The following is a 14,979-nucleotide window of genomic DNA, read 5'->3' on the forward strand; positions in this document are numbered from 1 at the left end:
ATTCTTTTGCCGGGGCACGACGCGAGCCAGTAGCCACGGCTTTTCGCCAGTTTGCTGCACAGCAGCACAACTGGCAAGGCGCCATTCACCGATTCAGCGGTCGCTTCATTCGATACCAGGATGCAGGAATACGGGACCGTGGGCAATCCCGGAGCGGCCCGAGGGGCCGCCCCGTGCGCTTAGTGGGCCTCCTCCCAGTTGCTGCCGGTGCCGACTTCGGCCACCAGCGGCACGCGCAGTTCGGCCACATTGCACATCAGTTCCGGCAGCTTGACCTTGACCAGCTCCAGCTCGGCCTGCGGCACTTCAAGCACCAGTTCATCATGCACCTGCATGACTTGGCGCGTGCCCAGGCCATCGCGTTCCAGCCAGCCCTGCACGGCGATCATGGACAGCTTGATCAGGTCGGCGGCGGTGCCCTGCATCGGCGCGTTGATGGCGGCACGCTCGGCGCCCTGGCGGCGCGGGCCGTTGCCGCCATTGATGTCGGGCAGCCACAGGCGGCGGCCGAACACGGTCTCGACGAAGCCCTGCTCGCGCGCGGTCTGCCGCGTTTCTTCCATGTACCTCGCCACGCCGGGGTAGCGCATGAAATAGCGATCGATATAGTGCTTGGCGGCCTCGCGCTCGATGCCGAGGTTGCTGGCCAGGCCAAAGGCGCTCATGCCGTAGATCAGGCCGAAATTGATGACCTTGGCGTAGCGGCGCTGCTCGCTGCTGACCGCATCCGGCGCCACGCCGAAGATCTCCGCCGCGGTGGCGCGGTGCACGTCCTCGCCCTCGGCGAACGAGCGCATCAGGTTCTCGTCGCCGGAGATATGGGCCATGATGCGCAGCTCGATCTGCGAGTAATCGGCCGACACGATCACGTTGCCCGGACCGGCGATAAAGGCCTCGCGGATACGCCGGCCTTCTTCGGTACGCACGGGGATGTTCTGCAGGTTGGGCTCGGTCGAAGCCAGCCGGCCGGTCACCGCGGTGGTTTGCCCATAGCTGGTATGCACGCGGCCGGTAGCCGGGTTGACCATCTTCGGCAGCTTGTCGGTATAGGTGGACTTGAGCTTGGCCAGGCCGCGGTAGTCCAGCAGCAGCTTGGGCAGCGGGTAATCCTCGGCCAGCTTCTGCAACACCTCTTCGTCGGTGGACGGCGCGCCGCTGGCGGTCTTCTTGACCACCGGCAGCTTCATCTGGCCGAACAGGATCTCGCCGATCTGCTTGGGCGAGCCAAGATTGAAGGGCTGGCCCGCGGCCTCATAGGCGGCCTGTTCCAGCTCCAGCATGCGCTGGCCAAGCTGCGCGCTCTGCGCGCCCAGGCGCGCGGCGTCGATCAGCACGCCATTGCGCTCGATCTTCTGCAGCACCACCGAGACCGGCATCTCGATCTGCTCATAGACGTAGTGCACGCCCCGCAAGGCCTCGACCTGCGGGTACATATTGCGGTGCAGGCGCAGCGTGACGTCGGCATCCTCGGCGGCGTACTCGGTGGCGCGCGCGATGTCGATCTGGTCGAAGCCGATCTGGCTCGCGCCCTTGCCGCACACTTCCTCGTAGCTGATGGTCTTGAGGCCGAGCAGGCGCTCGGCCAGGCTGTCCATGCCATGGTTGCGGTGGGACGCCAGCACGTAGCTCTGCAGCATGGTGTCGTGCACGATGCCGCGCAGGTTCACGCCATGATTGGCAAAGACATGGGCGTCGTACTTCAGGTTCTGACCGACCTTGCCGCGCAACGGGTCTTCCAGCCAGGCGCGCATGCGCGCCAGCACGGCCTCGCGCGTGAGCTGGCCATTGGCTTCCAGCCCCACCACATCCGGGCCGCGATGCGCCACCGGGATATAGCAGGCTTCGCCCGGCTCGATGGACAGCGAGATGCCGACCAGCTGCGCCTGCAGCGGGTCCAGCGAGGTGGTCTCGGTATCGATGGACACCAGCGGCGCGGTTTCGATGCGACGCATCCAGGCCTCCAGCGCCGCCTCGGTCGCCACGGTCTCGTAGCGGATCTGGGCCGGGGCCGGGGCGCTGTCGAACAGGCCGCCCTGGGCCGGGCCCGGATCGGCCGCACCCGCACCCGCGCCCGTGCCGGCCGCGGCAGGCGCAGCAGCGCTGGCGCGCGCCTGGGCGCGCGGGTTGGGCAGGCTTTCGCCGGTGGCCTCGCGCAGCCAGGTCTTGAAGCCATAGCGCGCGAAGAAGTCGATCAGCTTGTCCTTGTCCTCGCTCCCACCCTTGAGCTGGTGGAAGTCGGCCAGCGAGCTCGTCAGGTCGCAATCGGTCTTGACCGTCACCAGCTCGCGCGCCTTGGGCAGCCACTCCAGCGTATTGCGCAGGTTCTCGCCCACCACGCCCTTGATGCCGGGGGCGCTGGCCATGACATCGTCGAGCGTGCCGTACTCGGTCAGCCATTTGACCGCGGTCTTCGGGCCCACCTTGGGCACCCCGGGCACGTTGTCCACGGCGTCGCCGATCAGCGAGAGATAGTCGACGATGCGATCCGGTGGCACGCCAAACTTGGCGACCACGCCGGGCGGGTCGAGGACTTCGCCGCTCATGGTGTTGACCAGCGTGACATGGTCGTCGACCAGTTGAGCCAGGTCCTTGTCGCCGGTGGAGACCACCGTGCGCATGCCTTCGGCGGTGGCCTGGCGCGCGAGCGTGCCGATCACGTCGTCCGCCTCCACGCCTTCCACCACCACGATGGGCCAGCCCAGCGCGCGCACGGCTTCGTGGATCGGCTCGATCTGCTTGGCCAGGTCTTCGGGCATCGACGGGCGATGCTCCTTGTAGGCCGGATAGAGGTCGTCGCGGAAGGTCTTACCCTTGGCGTCGAACACGCAGGCGCTATACTCTGCCGGGAAATCGCTGCGCAGCTTGCGCAGCATATTGATCATGCCGTAGATTGCCCCTGTGGGCAGGCCCTCACCGTTCCTCAGGTCCGGCAGAGCGTGATACGCACGATACAGATAGCTCGATCCATCGACGAGCAAGAGTGTTTTTGGACTATCCGACATTCACATGGACTCAAAATTGACTGGTGCCGCCGCAGGCGGTGCGAACGCCGCCCCCCCTTCCGACGCAGCCGGCGCCGATAACCCGGCGGCGGCCCTCAAGCAGGCCGCGCAAGGCAGTATTACCACCGCGGCCGATATGGACGTGAACGTGACGGTCAGCGCCGCTGCCGATGGCCCGGGAGATACATCCCCCGCCGCCGGCATCCGCGCCAACCCACGCAAGATGATTCCCAGCCTGCGTGCGCTGGCCGACGAAGACCGCGCGACTGCAAAAAAAGCGCGCGCTTCGTGGCAAATGTTCACGATTATGGCAGAGTTCATCGAGGCGACCGAGTACCTTTCCGAGATCCGCCCGGCGGTCTCGATCTACGGAAGTGCTCGCTTGCGCGAGGATTCGCCTTACTACCAGCGCACCATCGAGATCGCCCGCCTGTTCTCCGACGCGGGCTTCGCGGTGATCTCGGGCGGCGGCCCGGGCATCATGGAGGCGGCCAACAAGGGCGCCCACGCGGGCAAGTCGGCCAGCGTCGGCCTGAACATCGAGCTTCCGCACGAGCAGCAAGGCAATCCCTACCAGGACATCGCCATGCGCTTTCGCCACTTCTTCACGCGCAAGGTCACTTTCGTCAAGAATTCGGACGCCTTTATCGTGATGCCGGGCGGTTTCGGCACGCTGGATGAACTGGCCGAGGTGCTGACGCTGGTGCAGACCGGCAAGTCCCGCGCCGTCCCGGTGGTGCTGTTCGGCAGCCGCTTCTGGAAGGGCCTGCTCGACTGGTTCCGCTTCACGCTGCTGCCGATGGGCCTGATCGCCGAGCACGACCTCGACCTGATGAAGATCGTGGATGAGCCGCACGAAGTGCTCGAAGCGGTATATGAGTACTACGAGCAGCGTGGCGGCGACAACCCGATGCCGCCCAAGGAAGAGATGTTCTACCTCTGACCCGGGTCGGCCATGCGGCTTCCTTCCGGGCCCGCCGCCCGTCCAGCAAAGGTGCCCGCCGGGTCACCGCGAGGGGCCCGGTGCGGGCAGGAATTGCTAGAATGGAACCCTGACACACTGCGAAAGCCTGGCGTCGCCGGGCTGCAGCGCCATTTGTGGCGCAGCATGCCCCTGGCCTGCTGCACTGCACAGGAGCCTTCGATGACCTCCCCCTCACTCCTGGCCACCGCACGCGCGGCAGCGCCGGAGCCGTTCCGGGCCGCCGCCCGCGCGCTCGGTTTTGCAGCCTTGCTGGCGCTTTGCGCCCCCGCCGCGGTAATGGCGCAGCCGAGCACCGAACAGGCAGGCGGCGCCCTGACCCAGCAAGAGCTGAACCAGATCAACGACCGGCCGATCACCACGCCCGCCAAGACCCAGCTGAACCAGCCGCGCGAACCGAGCTTCCAGCTCAATGAGCGGGATGGCACCCAGGTCCGGGAATACAAGAACAAGGGCCAGGCCACCGATATTGAGGTCAAGTCCGGCATGGGCACCAAGTACCAGATGAGCAAGCCGGAAGACAGCTCGCCGAAGATCCGGGACCACGACACAAACCGCGTGCCGTCGGTCAAAGTGTTGCAATTCTGAGTGACGGCAATCCGGGGCTTGACGTCCCGGGTCCGGCGTCCCGATTTTCGCTTTCTGTTTTCTGCTTGCTGTTTCCTGATTTCCCACGACCCCGCCAGAAGATCACGGCGGGGCCGCGCCGGCGCTTCCGGCATCCATGCCGCGAAAGCCAAGCTCTGCTTGCGCCCGCCGCCATCCGTTTCGATTCACACAAAGAGTATGGCCGTATTCACCACGGTCTCGCCGGACGAGATCGCCAGTTGGCTCCTTGATTACAACCTGGGCGAAATGCGCGACTTGCGCGGCATTGCCTCGGGCATCGAGAACAGTAACTTCTTCCTGACCATGGAGCAGGACGGCGTCACGCGCGAATACGTGCTGACCATCTTCGAGCGCCTGACGTTCGAACAGCTGCCGTATTACCTGCACCTGATGGCCCACCTGGCCGCGCACGACATCTGCGTGCCAGCGCCTGTCCCGGGCCGCGACGGCGAGATCCTGCGTGCCCTCAAGGGCAAGCCGGCGACCATCGTCACGCGGCTGCCGGGCGGCTCGCAGCTGGCGCCAGGCGTGGGGCATTGCGCGCAAGTGGGCGACATGCTCGCCCGCATGCACCTTGCCGGCCAGAGCTATCCGCGCCAGCAGCCGAACCTGCGCAGCCTGCCGTGGTGGCAGCAGACGGAAGGCGAGATCCTGCCGTTCCTGGATGCCGGCCAGCAAGCGTTGCTGCGCGAGGAACTGGCCCACCAGACCGCGTTCTTCGGCGGCGCGGGTTACGCGGCGCTGCCCGGCGGCCCTTGCCATTGCGACCTGTTCCGCGACAACGCGCTGTTCGAGGATGGCCCGGCCGGGCAGGACAAGCTGGGGGGCTTCTTCGATTTCTACTTCGCCGGCAACGACAAGTGGCTGTTCGACCTGGCCGTCACCGTCAACGACTGGTGCATCGACCTGGCCAGCGGCACGCTCGACGCCGAGCGCGCCCAGGCTCTGCTGCGGGCTTATCATGCCGTGAGGCCGCTGGGCCCCATCGAGGCGCAACACTGGCGCGACATGCTGCGCGCCGGCGCACTGCGCTTCTGGATTTCCCGCCTGTGGGACTTCTACCTGCCACGCGAGGCCGACATGCTGCAACCGCATGACCCGACCCACTTTGAACGCATCCTGCGCCGGCGCATCGAAGCCGCCGCGCTGCCCTGGACCTGACCGTCATGCAATTACTGGAAGTCTCCGCCAAGGAAGGTTATGTCTGGTTCCGCCAGGGTGTCTGGCTGTTCCGCAAGAACCCGCTCGCCTTCCTGATGCTGTTGTTTGTCTACTTGATCGCCGCGCAACTGGCCGTGTTCGTGCCGTTGATCGGCATCATCGCGCTGCTGGTGGTCACCCCGGGCCTGTCGGTCGGCATCATGACCGCCTGCCGCGAGGTGATCCTGAACAAACGCGTGCTGCCCACCGTGTTATTGGCGGGATTCCGCGGCAACGGCAAGCAAGCCAGCCGCAACCTGCTGGTGCTGGGCGGCATCTATGCCGGCCTGGTCTTCGTGCTGAGCCTGATCGCTGGCAGCCTGGTGGACATCAGCACGCTGGTGCCTATCCTGCTCAAGGAAGAAGCACCGTCGGCGGATTCCGTGCGGCAGCTGTACTTTGCGCTGATGATCGGCGCGGCGCTGTACACGCCCATCGCCATGCTGTTCTGGTTTGCGCCGTTGCTCACCGCGTGGCACAACGTGCCGCCGGTCAAGGCGCTGTTCTTCAGCTGGACCGCGTGCTGGCGCAACCGTGGCGCGTTCCTGGCCTATGGCGTGGTGTTCGCGGTCTTGCTGGTGGCGGTACCTTTTTTCCTCGAGGCGCTGTTCGGCGCATTGGGGGCTGAGGCGGTGCTGTCCTTCCTGGTCACACCGTACTCCCTGCTGATGCTGGCGATCATGTATTGCTCGTTCTACGCCACCTACCGCGGCTGCTTCAATGTGGTACCGGAAGAAGCCGCCGGCAAGACGGACCTGGCAGCCTGAAGACCTGACGGCTGGCCCCGGCCCGGGCGCAGCCGCCCCCCGTCACACGGCCGGCAGGCCGAACAGCCGGGCCGCGTTGCGGTCCGGCGCCTCGCACAGCGGCCCCAGCCACTCCCACACCTTGCGCTGCAGGCCGGCATAGCCGGCCTCGGCCTCGTGATTGGTCCACGGCCAGTCCGATCCCCACAGCAAGCCTTGCTCGCCCAGGCAGTGGTACCAGCCGGCCACCACGCCTGCCAGGTCCGCCGCCACGCGATACGGCGCGCTCAGCTTGACGTAGACCTCCCTCTGCCCGCGCCAGTGCGCGGCGCAAGCCAGCATCGGCGCGTCTGCCTGCACCCCGGACGCGGGCTTGCCGAAATGATCCAGCACCAGCGCAATCGGCACCGGCGGCAGCCAGGCATGCAGCTCAAACAGCCGGCCCGGGTCGGTATGCAGCTCCAGGTGCCAGCCCAGCGCGTGGGCCGCCTCCAGCAACGCAGGCCAGCGCGCGTCGCGCCAGGACGCGTCGTTGTGCCGCCCCACCATGTTCCAGCGCAGCCCGCGCACGCCCAAGCCATGCAGCCGCGCCAGCTCGCCAACGGATGCCTCCGGGCCAACAACGCAAACGCCTCGCAGCGAGGGCGAAGCCGCCAGCGCCGCCTCCAGCTCGCTGTTGTCGCTGCCGAAAAAACTCGGCTGCACCACCACGCCCGCGCGCACGCCATGCGCCCCGGAAATGGCTTGCCACTGCGCCAGGCTGGCGCCGTAGGCGGGCCGGTAGCGCGCCCCGCCCACGGCGGGGGCATCTGCGGAAAACACGTGGAAATGGGTATCGATCTGGAACATGTTCTGGCCCAAGGAACGGCGCATGCCGCCATGAATGGTAGCGCCGGCCACTTTGTGCCGGCCAGACGCCCGGCGGTTGACACCAGTGCCCCTCCATTCTATGCTCTAGTCCTATAGATGACTAGAGCCCTCGGCAATGCTCAGCCGCCGGGGCACGCACGAAGGACACGAATGCCCGACCGTTCCGCCCTGCCCGACCCGACGGGCGCCGACCTCGACGCCTCGCCAGCCAGCCTGGCGGCGCCACGCTGGGCCCGCATCGCGACCGCGCTCAAAGGCCGCATCCTGGCCGGCGAATGGGCCTCCGGCACCGCCATTGCGGCCGAGAGCGCGCTGGCCGAGCACTACGGCGTGGCGCTGGGCACCATGCGCGCTGCCATCCAGGCACTCGTGGACGAAGGCCTGCTGGAACGCGTGCATGGCCGCGGCACCTTTGTGCGCGGCGCGCTCACCGGCGCCACCATGGCGCGGTTTTTCCGCTTCGGGGATGCCGGCTCGGAGATCCCCGAGTCGCGCATCGTGTCGCTGCGCACGCTGGCCGCGCCGGCGGATGTGGCGGTGCAACTGGGGCTGGCGGCGGGCACGCCGGTGCTGCGCGTACTGCGCCAGCGCGGCTGGGAAGGCCAGGTCCGCCTGCTCGAGACCATCTGGCTGCCGGCGGCGCTGTTCAGCGCGCTGGCCACGCTCAAGCCGGCCGAGTTCGCGCCCCTGCTCTACCCGATGTATGCCGAGCGTTGCGGCGTCACCGTCGGCCGCGCCGTCGACGACTTGCGCTTCACCCGGCTGGGCGCACGCGAGGCCGCCCAGCTCAGCTTGCCGGAGGGCCATCCCGCGCTGGCGGTCAGCCGCGTGGCATTCGACCTCGCGGGCCGGTGCGTGGAGTTCCGCCAGACGCTGGGCAATGCCGACGATTTCCACTATCGCGCCGAGGTTCGCTGAACCGCGCAAGAGCGCGCCGCCGCGAAGTGCGGGCCGGCGCAGCACCCAGACCTGCACATCCCGAGGAGACCCATGCGATTCCCGATCCGTCTTTGCGCCAGCGCCCTATGCTGGCTCGCCGCTGGCACCAGTGGCCTTGCGCAGGCCCAGGCCTGGCCCGCCGCCAAGCCCATCCGGCTAGTGGTCACCTACGCGCCCGGCGGCGGCGCCGACACCATGGCCCGCATGATCTCGCCGCGCCTGGGCCAGGAACTGGGCCAGACCATCGTGGTGGACAACCGGCCCGGCGCGGGCGGCCAGATTGGCACGGACCTGGTCGCCAAGTCGGCGCCGGACGGCTATACGGTACTGCTCGATGCCGCCTCGTTTGCCGCCAATCCCTCGCTCTACAAGCGGCTGCCCTACGACCCGGTCAAGTCCTTCGTCCCGGTCTCGGTGCTGGCGCTCTATCCCAATATGCTGGTGGTGAACCCGCGGTTCCCGGCCAAGACCACGCAGGAGCTGATCGCGATGGCGCGCGCCAAGCCGGGCAGCATCGCCTATGCGTCGTCCGGCAACGGCTCGGCCCAGCACCTGGCGGGCGCGCTGTTCGCGCAGCGCATGAAGCTGGACCTGCTGCATGTGCCGTATAAAGGCGGCGGCCCGGCCATGGCCGATGTGATTGCGGGGCAGGTGCCGGTGTTCTTTGCCAATACGGCCTCCGGCCTGCAGCATGTGCGCGCCGGCAAGCTGCGCGTGCTCGGCGTGACCGGCGCCAAGCGCACGGCCATCCTGCCCGACACGCCGACGCTGGCCGAGGCAGGCGTGCCGCACTATGAGGTCTACGAGTGGAATGGCGTGTTCTTGCCCGCGGGCACGCCGCCGGAGATCGTCAAGCGCCTGTCGGATGCGATCCGCAAAGTCATCAACCTGCCGGAGAACCGCGAGCGCGTGACCAGCCTGGGCGGGGAGATCGTGGCCGGCACGCCGGCCGAAGCGGCCAGGTTCATCCAGGCCCAGACCACCGAATGGGCCAAGGTGATCAAGGAAGGCAACATCCAGCTGGACTAGCCGCCTCCCTGGTTGCTTAGCCGATCATCCGATCAGTCGATCGGGTCCAGCTTGGCGACCGACAGCATCAGCCATTTGGCGCCGTGGCGCTTGAACTTGATGTTGGCGCGGGCGGCCTCGCCCTCGCCTTCCAGCCCGGCGATCACACCTTCGCCAAACTTGTTGTGGAACACGCTCTGGCCGATGCGCAAGCCCGCGCCGGCCTGGCGCTTGGCGTCGGCGTAGCCGTTGCCGGTGTCCATGCCGCCGGTGGGCTGGGTGCCCGAGTAGGGGACGTCCTCAGGCCGCTTGAACCAGTCGCGGCCCCAGCCGCCCTCGTTCTGCTGGCGGCGCTGCGAACCACCACCGCCACCGCCATAGGCCTGCGCAGGCGGCATCAGCCACTTGAGCGATTCCTCCGGCAGCTCCTCGAAAAAGCGCGAGCGCACGTGGTAGCGCATCTGCCCGTGCAACACGCGGCTTTGCGCAAACGAGAGATAGAGCCGCTCGCGCGCACGCGTGATCGCCACGTACATCAGGCGGCGTTCTTCCTCCAGCCCGTCGGCTTCGGTGGCGCTGTTCTCGTGCGGGAACAGCCCTTCTTCCAGCCCGGTGATGAAGACCGCGTTGAACTCCAGCCCCTTGGCCGCGTGCACCGTCATCATCTGCACGGCGTCCTGGCCGGCCTGCGCCTGGTTGTCGCCGGCTTCCAGCGACGCATGGGTGAGGAAGGCCACCAGCGGGGTCATCACCGCCGGCAGCGCCTCGGGGTCCAGTACCTGCTGGGCCTGGTCGCCCTCGGCCAGCGCGGGCAGCGGCTGCGCGCCATCGCGCCCGACGGGAATCGCGCTGGCCAGCGCGTCCAGGCCAAATCCTTCTTCCATCACGAACGCCTGCGCGGCCGTCACCAGTTCCTGCAAGTTCTCGATGCGGTCCTGGCCTTCTTTTTCAGCGCGATAGTGCGTGATCAGGCCGCTGGTGTTGGTCACGTACTCGACCGTTTCCGGCAGCGTCATGCGGCGCGTCTCGGCGCGCATCTGCTCGATCAGCCGCACAAAGGCGCCCAGCGTGCTGCCGGCCTTGCCGGGCACGAAGGCCACGGCTTCGGCCAGTGAGCAGTTGTACTGGCGCGCCGCATCCTGCAGGGATTCCAGCGAGCGCGCGCCAATGCCGCGCGTTGGAAAATTCACCACGCGACCGAAGGCGGCGTCGTTGCGCGGGTTTTCCAGCAACTGCAGGTAGGCCAGCGCGTGCTTGACTTCGGCACGCTCGAAAAAGCGCAGGCCGCCGTACACGCGATAGGAAATGCTCGCCGAGAACAGCGCGTGCTCGATCACCCGCGACTGCGCATTGCTGCGGTAGAGGATGGCGATTTCCGAGCGGCTCATGCCCTGCGCGATCAGGTCGCGGATTTCCTCGACGATCCAGCCGGCTTCCTGGCCGTCGGTGCCGGCCTGGTACACCCGCACCGGCTCGCCGTGGCCGGCATCGGTGCGCAGGTTCTTGCCCAGGCGGCGTGAATTGTGCGCGATCAGGTGGTTGGCCGAATCCAGGATGTGGCCATGGGAGCGGTAGTTCTGCTCCAGCTTGATCATGTGGCGCACGCGGAATTCGTGCTCGAAGTCGCGCATGTTGCCGACATTGGCGCCGCGGAACGCGTAGATGCTCTGGTCGTCGTCGCCCACCGCGAACACCGCGGCGGGATTCTGCGTGCCGAAGCCAGCCAGCATCTTGAGCCACTGGTACTGCAGCACGTTGGTGTCCTGGAACTCGTCCACCAGCACATGGCGAAAACGGTGCTGGTAGTGCTGGCGGATCGCGTCGTTGTAGCGCAGCAGCTCGTAGCAGCGCAGCAGCAACTCGGCGAAATCGACCACGCCTTCGCGCTGGCACTGCACGTCGTAGGCGGCGTAGAGGTCGACGAAGCGGCGGTTGAAGTCGTCGTTGGCCTCCACGTCGGCCGGGCGCAGGCCTTGCTCCTTGGCGTTGTTGATGAAGTACTGGAGGTTCTTGGCCGGGTACTTCTCGTCGTCGACATTAAGCGACTTGAGCAGGCGCTTGAGCGCGGAGAGCTGGTCCTGGCTGTCGAGGATGGCGAAGGTCTGCGGCAGGCCGGCGTCGCGGTAATGCGCGCGCAGCAGGCGGTTGCACAGCCCGTGGAAGGTGCCGATCCACATGCCGCGCGTGTTGATCGGCAGCATCGACGTCAGCCGCGTCATCATCTCCTTGGCGGCCTTGTTGGTAAAGGTCACCGCCAGCAAGCCGGCGGGCGACACCCGGCCGTTCTGGATCAGCCACGCGATGCGGGTGGTCAGCACGCGCGTCTTGCCGCTGCCCGCGCCAGCCAGGATCAGCGCCGGCTCGTCAGGCAAAGTGACGGCGGCTAGTTGTTCAGCATTGAGATTGGCAAGCAGGTCGGACATCGGGGAGGCCTTGTGGAGTGCCCCGAATTATACCGGGGCGCCCCTCGTGCCCGTGCGGCCCGTGCTAGCGGACGCGGGGATCGTCCGGCGACGGGTTGGAAAAGCCACTAAACAGGGGCGGATCCCCTCGCGAGAGGTAAGCCGCGCACTTTCAGGCAGGGCAAAGCGCCGGCAAAATGACGCCGCGACGCCGGCTGCGGGCCGAAATCGCGCACCCTCCACCCGCCTCCCCTATAATTTGACGTTTTCCCGGCGCGTTGCCCCTGCCCGCCTGGCCCGCAGAATCCGACGTAATCATCGACATCCGAGCATGACCGCCCAAGACCAGTCCCTTGCCAAGAGCTTCGAACCCGCCGCCATTGAGGCCAAGTGGGGCCCCGAGTGGGAGAAGCGCGGCATCGCGAAGCCGACCCTCGACCCGGACCGTCCGGACTTCTGCATCCAGCTGCCCCCGCCCAATGTGACCGGCACGCTGCACATGGGCCATGCCTTCAACCAGACCATCATGGACGGCCTGGCCCGCCACGCCCGCATGAGCGGCGCCAACACCCTGTGGGTGCCGGGCACCGACCACGCCGGCATCGCCACCCAGATCGTGGTGGAGCGCCAGCTGGAAACGCAGGGCGTGTCGCGCCATGAGCTCGGCCGCGAGAAGTTCACCGAGAAGGTGTGGGCCTGGAAGGAGGAGTCCGGCTCGACCATCACGCGCCAGATCCGTCGCATGGGCGCCTCGATCGACTGGAGCCATGAGTACTTCACGATGTCGCCGGAGATGTCCAAGGCGGTCACCGAGGTCTTCGTGCGCCTGTTTGAGCAGGGCCTGATCTACCGCGGCAAGCGCCTGGTGAACTGGGACCCGGTGCTCGGCACCGCAGTGTCCGACCTGGAAGTGGACAACGTCGAGGAAGAAGGCTCGATGTGGCACATCCGCTATCCGCTGGCCGAGGCCGATACCGTGCACGGCCTGACCCACCTGACGGTGGCCACCACCCGCCCCGAGACCATGCTGGGCGACGTGGCCGTGATGGTGCACCCGGAAGACGAGCGCTATGCGCACCTGATCGGCAAGTCTGTGCGCCTGCCGCTCACCGGCCGCGATATCCCGGTGATCGCCGACGACTACGTCGACCGCGAATTCGGCACGGGCGTGGTCAAGGTCACGCCGGCCCACGATTTCAACGACTATGCGGTTGGCCAGCGCCACAAGCTGCCGCAGCTGTCCATCCTGACGCTCGACGCCAAGATCGTCGCCGACGCGCCCGCGGCCTATGCCGGCCTGGACCGCTTCGAGGCGCGCACGCGCATCGTGGCGGATCTCGAAGCGCAGGGCCTCCTGGCCGAGGTCAAGAAGCACAAGCTGATGACGCCGCGCAGCGAGCGCACCGGCAGCGCCATCGAGCCGATGCTGACCGACCAGTGGTTCGTCGCCATGAGCAAGCCGGCGCCGGAAGGCACGTTCCACCCCGGCCGCTCGATCGCCGAAGTGGCGCTGGATGCCGTGCAGAGCGGCGAGATCAAGCTGATCCCCGATAACTGGAACAGCACCTACAACCAGTGGCTGGAGAACATCCAGGACTGGTGCATCTCGCGCCAGCTGTGGTGGGGCCACCAGATCCCGGCCTGGTACGACGAGGCCGGCAAGTGCTTTGTCGCCCGCACCGAGGAAGAGGCCCAGGCCCAGGCGCGCGCGGCCGGCAGCACCGGGCCGCTGCGCCGCGAGGACGACGTGCTCGACACCTGGTTCTCGTCGGCGCTGGTGCCGTTCTCGTCGCTGGGCTGGCCAGCCGAGACGCCGGAGTTGCAACATTTTCTGCCGTCGTCTGCACTTGTTACCGGTTACGACATCATTTTCTTCTGGGTGGCACGCATGGTCATGATGACCAAGCATTTCACCGGAAAGGTGCCGTTCCACACCGTGTATGTGCACGGCCTGGTGCGGGATTCGGAAGGCAAGAAGATGAGCAAGTCCGAGGGCAACACCCTGGACCCGGTCGACCTGATCGACGGCATCGACCTCGACACCCTGCTCAAGAAACGCACCACCGGCCTGCGCCGTCCCAAGGACGCGCCCAAGATCGAGAAGAAGACGAAGAAGGAATTCCCCGAGGGCATTCCCGCGTTTGGTGCGGATGCGCTGCGCTTCACCTTCGCCTCGCTAGCCACGCTGGGCCGCAATATCAACTTCGACACCGGCCGCTGCGAAGGCTATCGCAACTTCTGCAACAAGCTGTGGAACGCCACGCGCTTCGTCCTGATGAACACCGAAGGGCACGATTGCGGCATGGGCCCGTGCACCAATGACTGCGGCCCCGACGGCTACCTGCATTTCTCGCAGCCGGACCGCTGGATCGTGTCGCTGCTGCAGCGCGTGGAGGCCGAGGTGGAGAAAGGCTTTGCCGAGTACCGCTTCGACAATATCGCCAGCGCCATCTACAAGTTCGTCTGGGACGAATACTGCGACTGGTACCTGGAGCTGGCCAAGGTCCAGATCCAGAACGGCACGCCCGCGCAGCAGCGCGCCACCCGCCGCACGCTGTTGCGTGTGCTGGAAACGGTACTGCGCCTCGCCCACCCGATCATCCCCTTCATCACCGAAGAGCTGTGGCAGAAGGTAGCGCCGCTGGCCGGCCGCGCCAAGGGCGACGGCAGCGAGACGCTGGCACTGCAGGCCTACCCGCTGCCCGCCATGGCCAAGATCGACGAGGCCGCCGAGCAATGGACCGCGCAGCTCAAGGCCGTGGTCGATGCCTGCCGCAACCTGCGCGGGGAAATGAACATCTCGCCGGCCCAGCGCATCCCGCTGTACGCCGAAGGCGACAGCGCGTTCCTGACGTCGGCCCAGGCCTATGTGCAGGCTCTGGCGAAACTTTCCGAGGTCAAGGTGTTCGAAGATCAGAATACCCTGATGGCTGAAGGTGCCGGCGCGCCGGTGGCCATCGTCGACGGCAACCACCTGTTGCTCAAGATCGAAATCGACGTGGCCGCGGAACGCGTGCGGCTGTCCAAGGAAGTAGAGCGCATCAGCGCCGAAATCGGGAAATGCCGCGGCAAGCTCTCCAACGAGAGCTTCGTCGCCAAGGCCCCCCCCGCTGTTGTCGCGCAAGAAACCCAGCGTCTGTCGGACTTCGAACAGACCCTGGTCAAGCTGCAGGATCAACTACAGCGAATGCCGGCATGAGCTTTGCATCACCAGCAGGGTT

General features: G+C 66.7%; 10 protein-coding genes. 7 read left to right on the top strand and 3 right to left on the bottom strand.

Features of this window, described 5'->3' with window-relative positions; all coding sequences use genetic code 11:
* Nucleotides 1-179: 179 nt before the first annotated feature.
* Nucleotides 180-3,002: a DNA polymerase I gene (gene polA / locus ACYP5B_RS16475; RefSeq protein ID WP_459570414.1), complete on the bottom strand. Its 2,823-nt coding sequence runs from the start codon at nucleotides 3,000-3,002 to the stop codon at nucleotides 180-182.
* A 4-nt stretch (nucleotides 3,003-3,006) separates the two neighbouring features.
* Here polA and ACYP5B_RS16480 point away from each other — a divergent pair, with 4 nt between their 5' ends.
* The 4 genes from ACYP5B_RS16480 (at nucleotide 3,007) to ACYP5B_RS16495 (ending at nucleotide 6,560) form a co-directional block, all read left to right on the top strand.
* Nucleotides 3,007-3,945 (top strand): LOG family protein, encoded by a 939-nt coding sequence (locus tag ACYP5B_RS16480; protein ID WP_318232018.1) that lies wholly within the window; start codon nucleotides 3,007-3,009, stop codon nucleotides 3,943-3,945.
* A 201-nt stretch (nucleotides 3,946-4,146) separates the two neighbouring features.
* The gene (locus tag ACYP5B_RS16485; protein WP_318232019.1) at nucleotides 4,147-4,572 is read left to right on the top strand and encodes a hypothetical protein; all 426 of its coding nucleotides are present in this window, start codon (nucleotides 4,147-4,149) and stop codon (nucleotides 4,570-4,572) included.
* A 198-nt stretch (nucleotides 4,573-4,770) separates the two neighbouring features.
* Nucleotides 4,771-5,754, top strand: coding sequence for a homoserine kinase (locus ACYP5B_RS16490; protein ID WP_318232020.1), 984 nt, complete (start codon nucleotides 4,771-4,773; stop codon nucleotides 5,752-5,754).
* Between the two features lie 5 nt (nucleotides 5,755-5,759).
* Nucleotides 5,760-6,560: a BPSS1780 family membrane protein gene (locus ACYP5B_RS16495; protein WP_400099866.1), complete on the top strand. Its 801-nt coding sequence runs from the start codon at nucleotides 5,760-5,762 to the stop codon at nucleotides 6,558-6,560.
* 42 nt (nucleotides 6,561-6,602) lie between these two features.
* Here ACYP5B_RS16495 and ACYP5B_RS16500 read toward each other — a convergent pair whose 3' ends face one another.
* Nucleotides 6,603-7,412, bottom strand: coding sequence for an amidohydrolase family protein (locus ACYP5B_RS16500; RefSeq protein WP_459570415.1), 810 nt, complete (start codon nucleotides 7,410-7,412; stop codon nucleotides 6,603-6,605).
* 147 nt (nucleotides 7,413-7,559) lie between these two features.
* On the opposite strand from ACYP5B_RS16500, the gene ACYP5B_RS16505 reads away from it, so the two are divergent.
* A complete protein-coding gene (locus ACYP5B_RS16505; protein WP_459570416.1) occupies nucleotides 7,560-8,327 on the top strand; it encodes a GntR family transcriptional regulator in 768 nt (255 codons plus the stop codon).
* A 72-nt stretch (nucleotides 8,328-8,399) separates the two neighbouring features.
* On the top strand, nucleotides 8,400-9,377 hold the full coding sequence (locus ACYP5B_RS16510; RefSeq protein ID WP_459570417.1) for a tripartite tricarboxylate transporter substrate binding protein: 978 nt from the start codon (nucleotides 8,400-8,402) through the stop codon (nucleotides 9,375-9,377).
* A gap of 32 nt (nucleotides 9,378-9,409) precedes the next feature.
* Here ACYP5B_RS16510 and ACYP5B_RS16515 read toward each other — a convergent pair whose 3' ends face one another.
* On the bottom strand, nucleotides 9,410-11,779 hold the full coding sequence (locus tag ACYP5B_RS16515; RefSeq protein ID WP_267603940.1) for a UvrD-helicase domain-containing protein: 2,370 nt from the start codon (nucleotides 11,777-11,779) through the stop codon (nucleotides 9,410-9,412).
* A gap of 310 nt (nucleotides 11,780-12,089) precedes the next feature.
* Here ACYP5B_RS16515 and ACYP5B_RS16520 point away from each other — a divergent pair, with 310 nt between their 5' ends.
* On the top strand, nucleotides 12,090-14,957 hold the full coding sequence (locus tag ACYP5B_RS16520) for a valine--tRNA ligase (RefSeq protein WP_400099870.1): 2,868 nt from the start codon (nucleotides 12,090-12,092) through the stop codon (nucleotides 14,955-14,957).
* Nucleotides 14,958-14,979: the final 22 nt, after the last annotated feature.

Source organism: Cupriavidus sp. 8B (genome assembly GCF_054589115.1).

Excerpts from the sequence above, each read along its gene's own strand:
- ACYP5B_RS16480 (WP_318232018.1), top strand. The coding sequence starts at position 3,007 with ATGGACTCAAAATTGACTGGTGCCGCCGCAGGCGGTGCGAACGCCGCC.
- ACYP5B_RS16485 (WP_318232019.1), top strand. The coding sequence starts at position 4,147 with ATGACCTCCCCCTCACTCCTGGCCACCGCACGCGCGGCAGCGCCGGAG.
- ACYP5B_RS16515 (WP_267603940.1), bottom strand. The coding sequence starts at position 11,779 with ATGTCCGACCTGCTTGCCAATCTCAATGCTGAACAACTAGCCGCCGTC.
- polA (WP_459570414.1), bottom strand. The coding sequence starts at position 3,002 with ATGTCGGATAGTCCAAAAACACTCTTGCTCGTCGATGGATCGAGCTAT.
- ACYP5B_RS16500 (WP_459570415.1), bottom strand. The coding sequence starts at position 7,412 with ATGCGCCGTTCCTTGGGCCAGAACATGTTCCAGATCGATACCCATTTC.
- ACYP5B_RS16495 (WP_400099866.1), top strand. The coding sequence starts at position 5,760 with ATGCAATTACTGGAAGTCTCCGCCAAGGAAGGTTATGTCTGGTTCCGC.
- ACYP5B_RS16520 (WP_400099870.1), top strand. The coding sequence starts at position 12,090 with ATGACCGCCCAAGACCAGTCCCTTGCCAAGAGCTTCGAACCCGCCGCC.
- ACYP5B_RS16510 (WP_459570417.1), top strand. The coding sequence starts at position 8,400 with ATGCGATTCCCGATCCGTCTTTGCGCCAGCGCCCTATGCTGGCTCGCC.
- ACYP5B_RS16505 (WP_459570416.1), top strand. The coding sequence starts at position 7,560 with ATGCCCGACCGTTCCGCCCTGCCCGACCCGACGGGCGCCGACCTCGAC.
- ACYP5B_RS16490 (WP_318232020.1), top strand. The coding sequence starts at position 4,771 with ATGGCCGTATTCACCACGGTCTCGCCGGACGAGATCGCCAGTTGGCTC.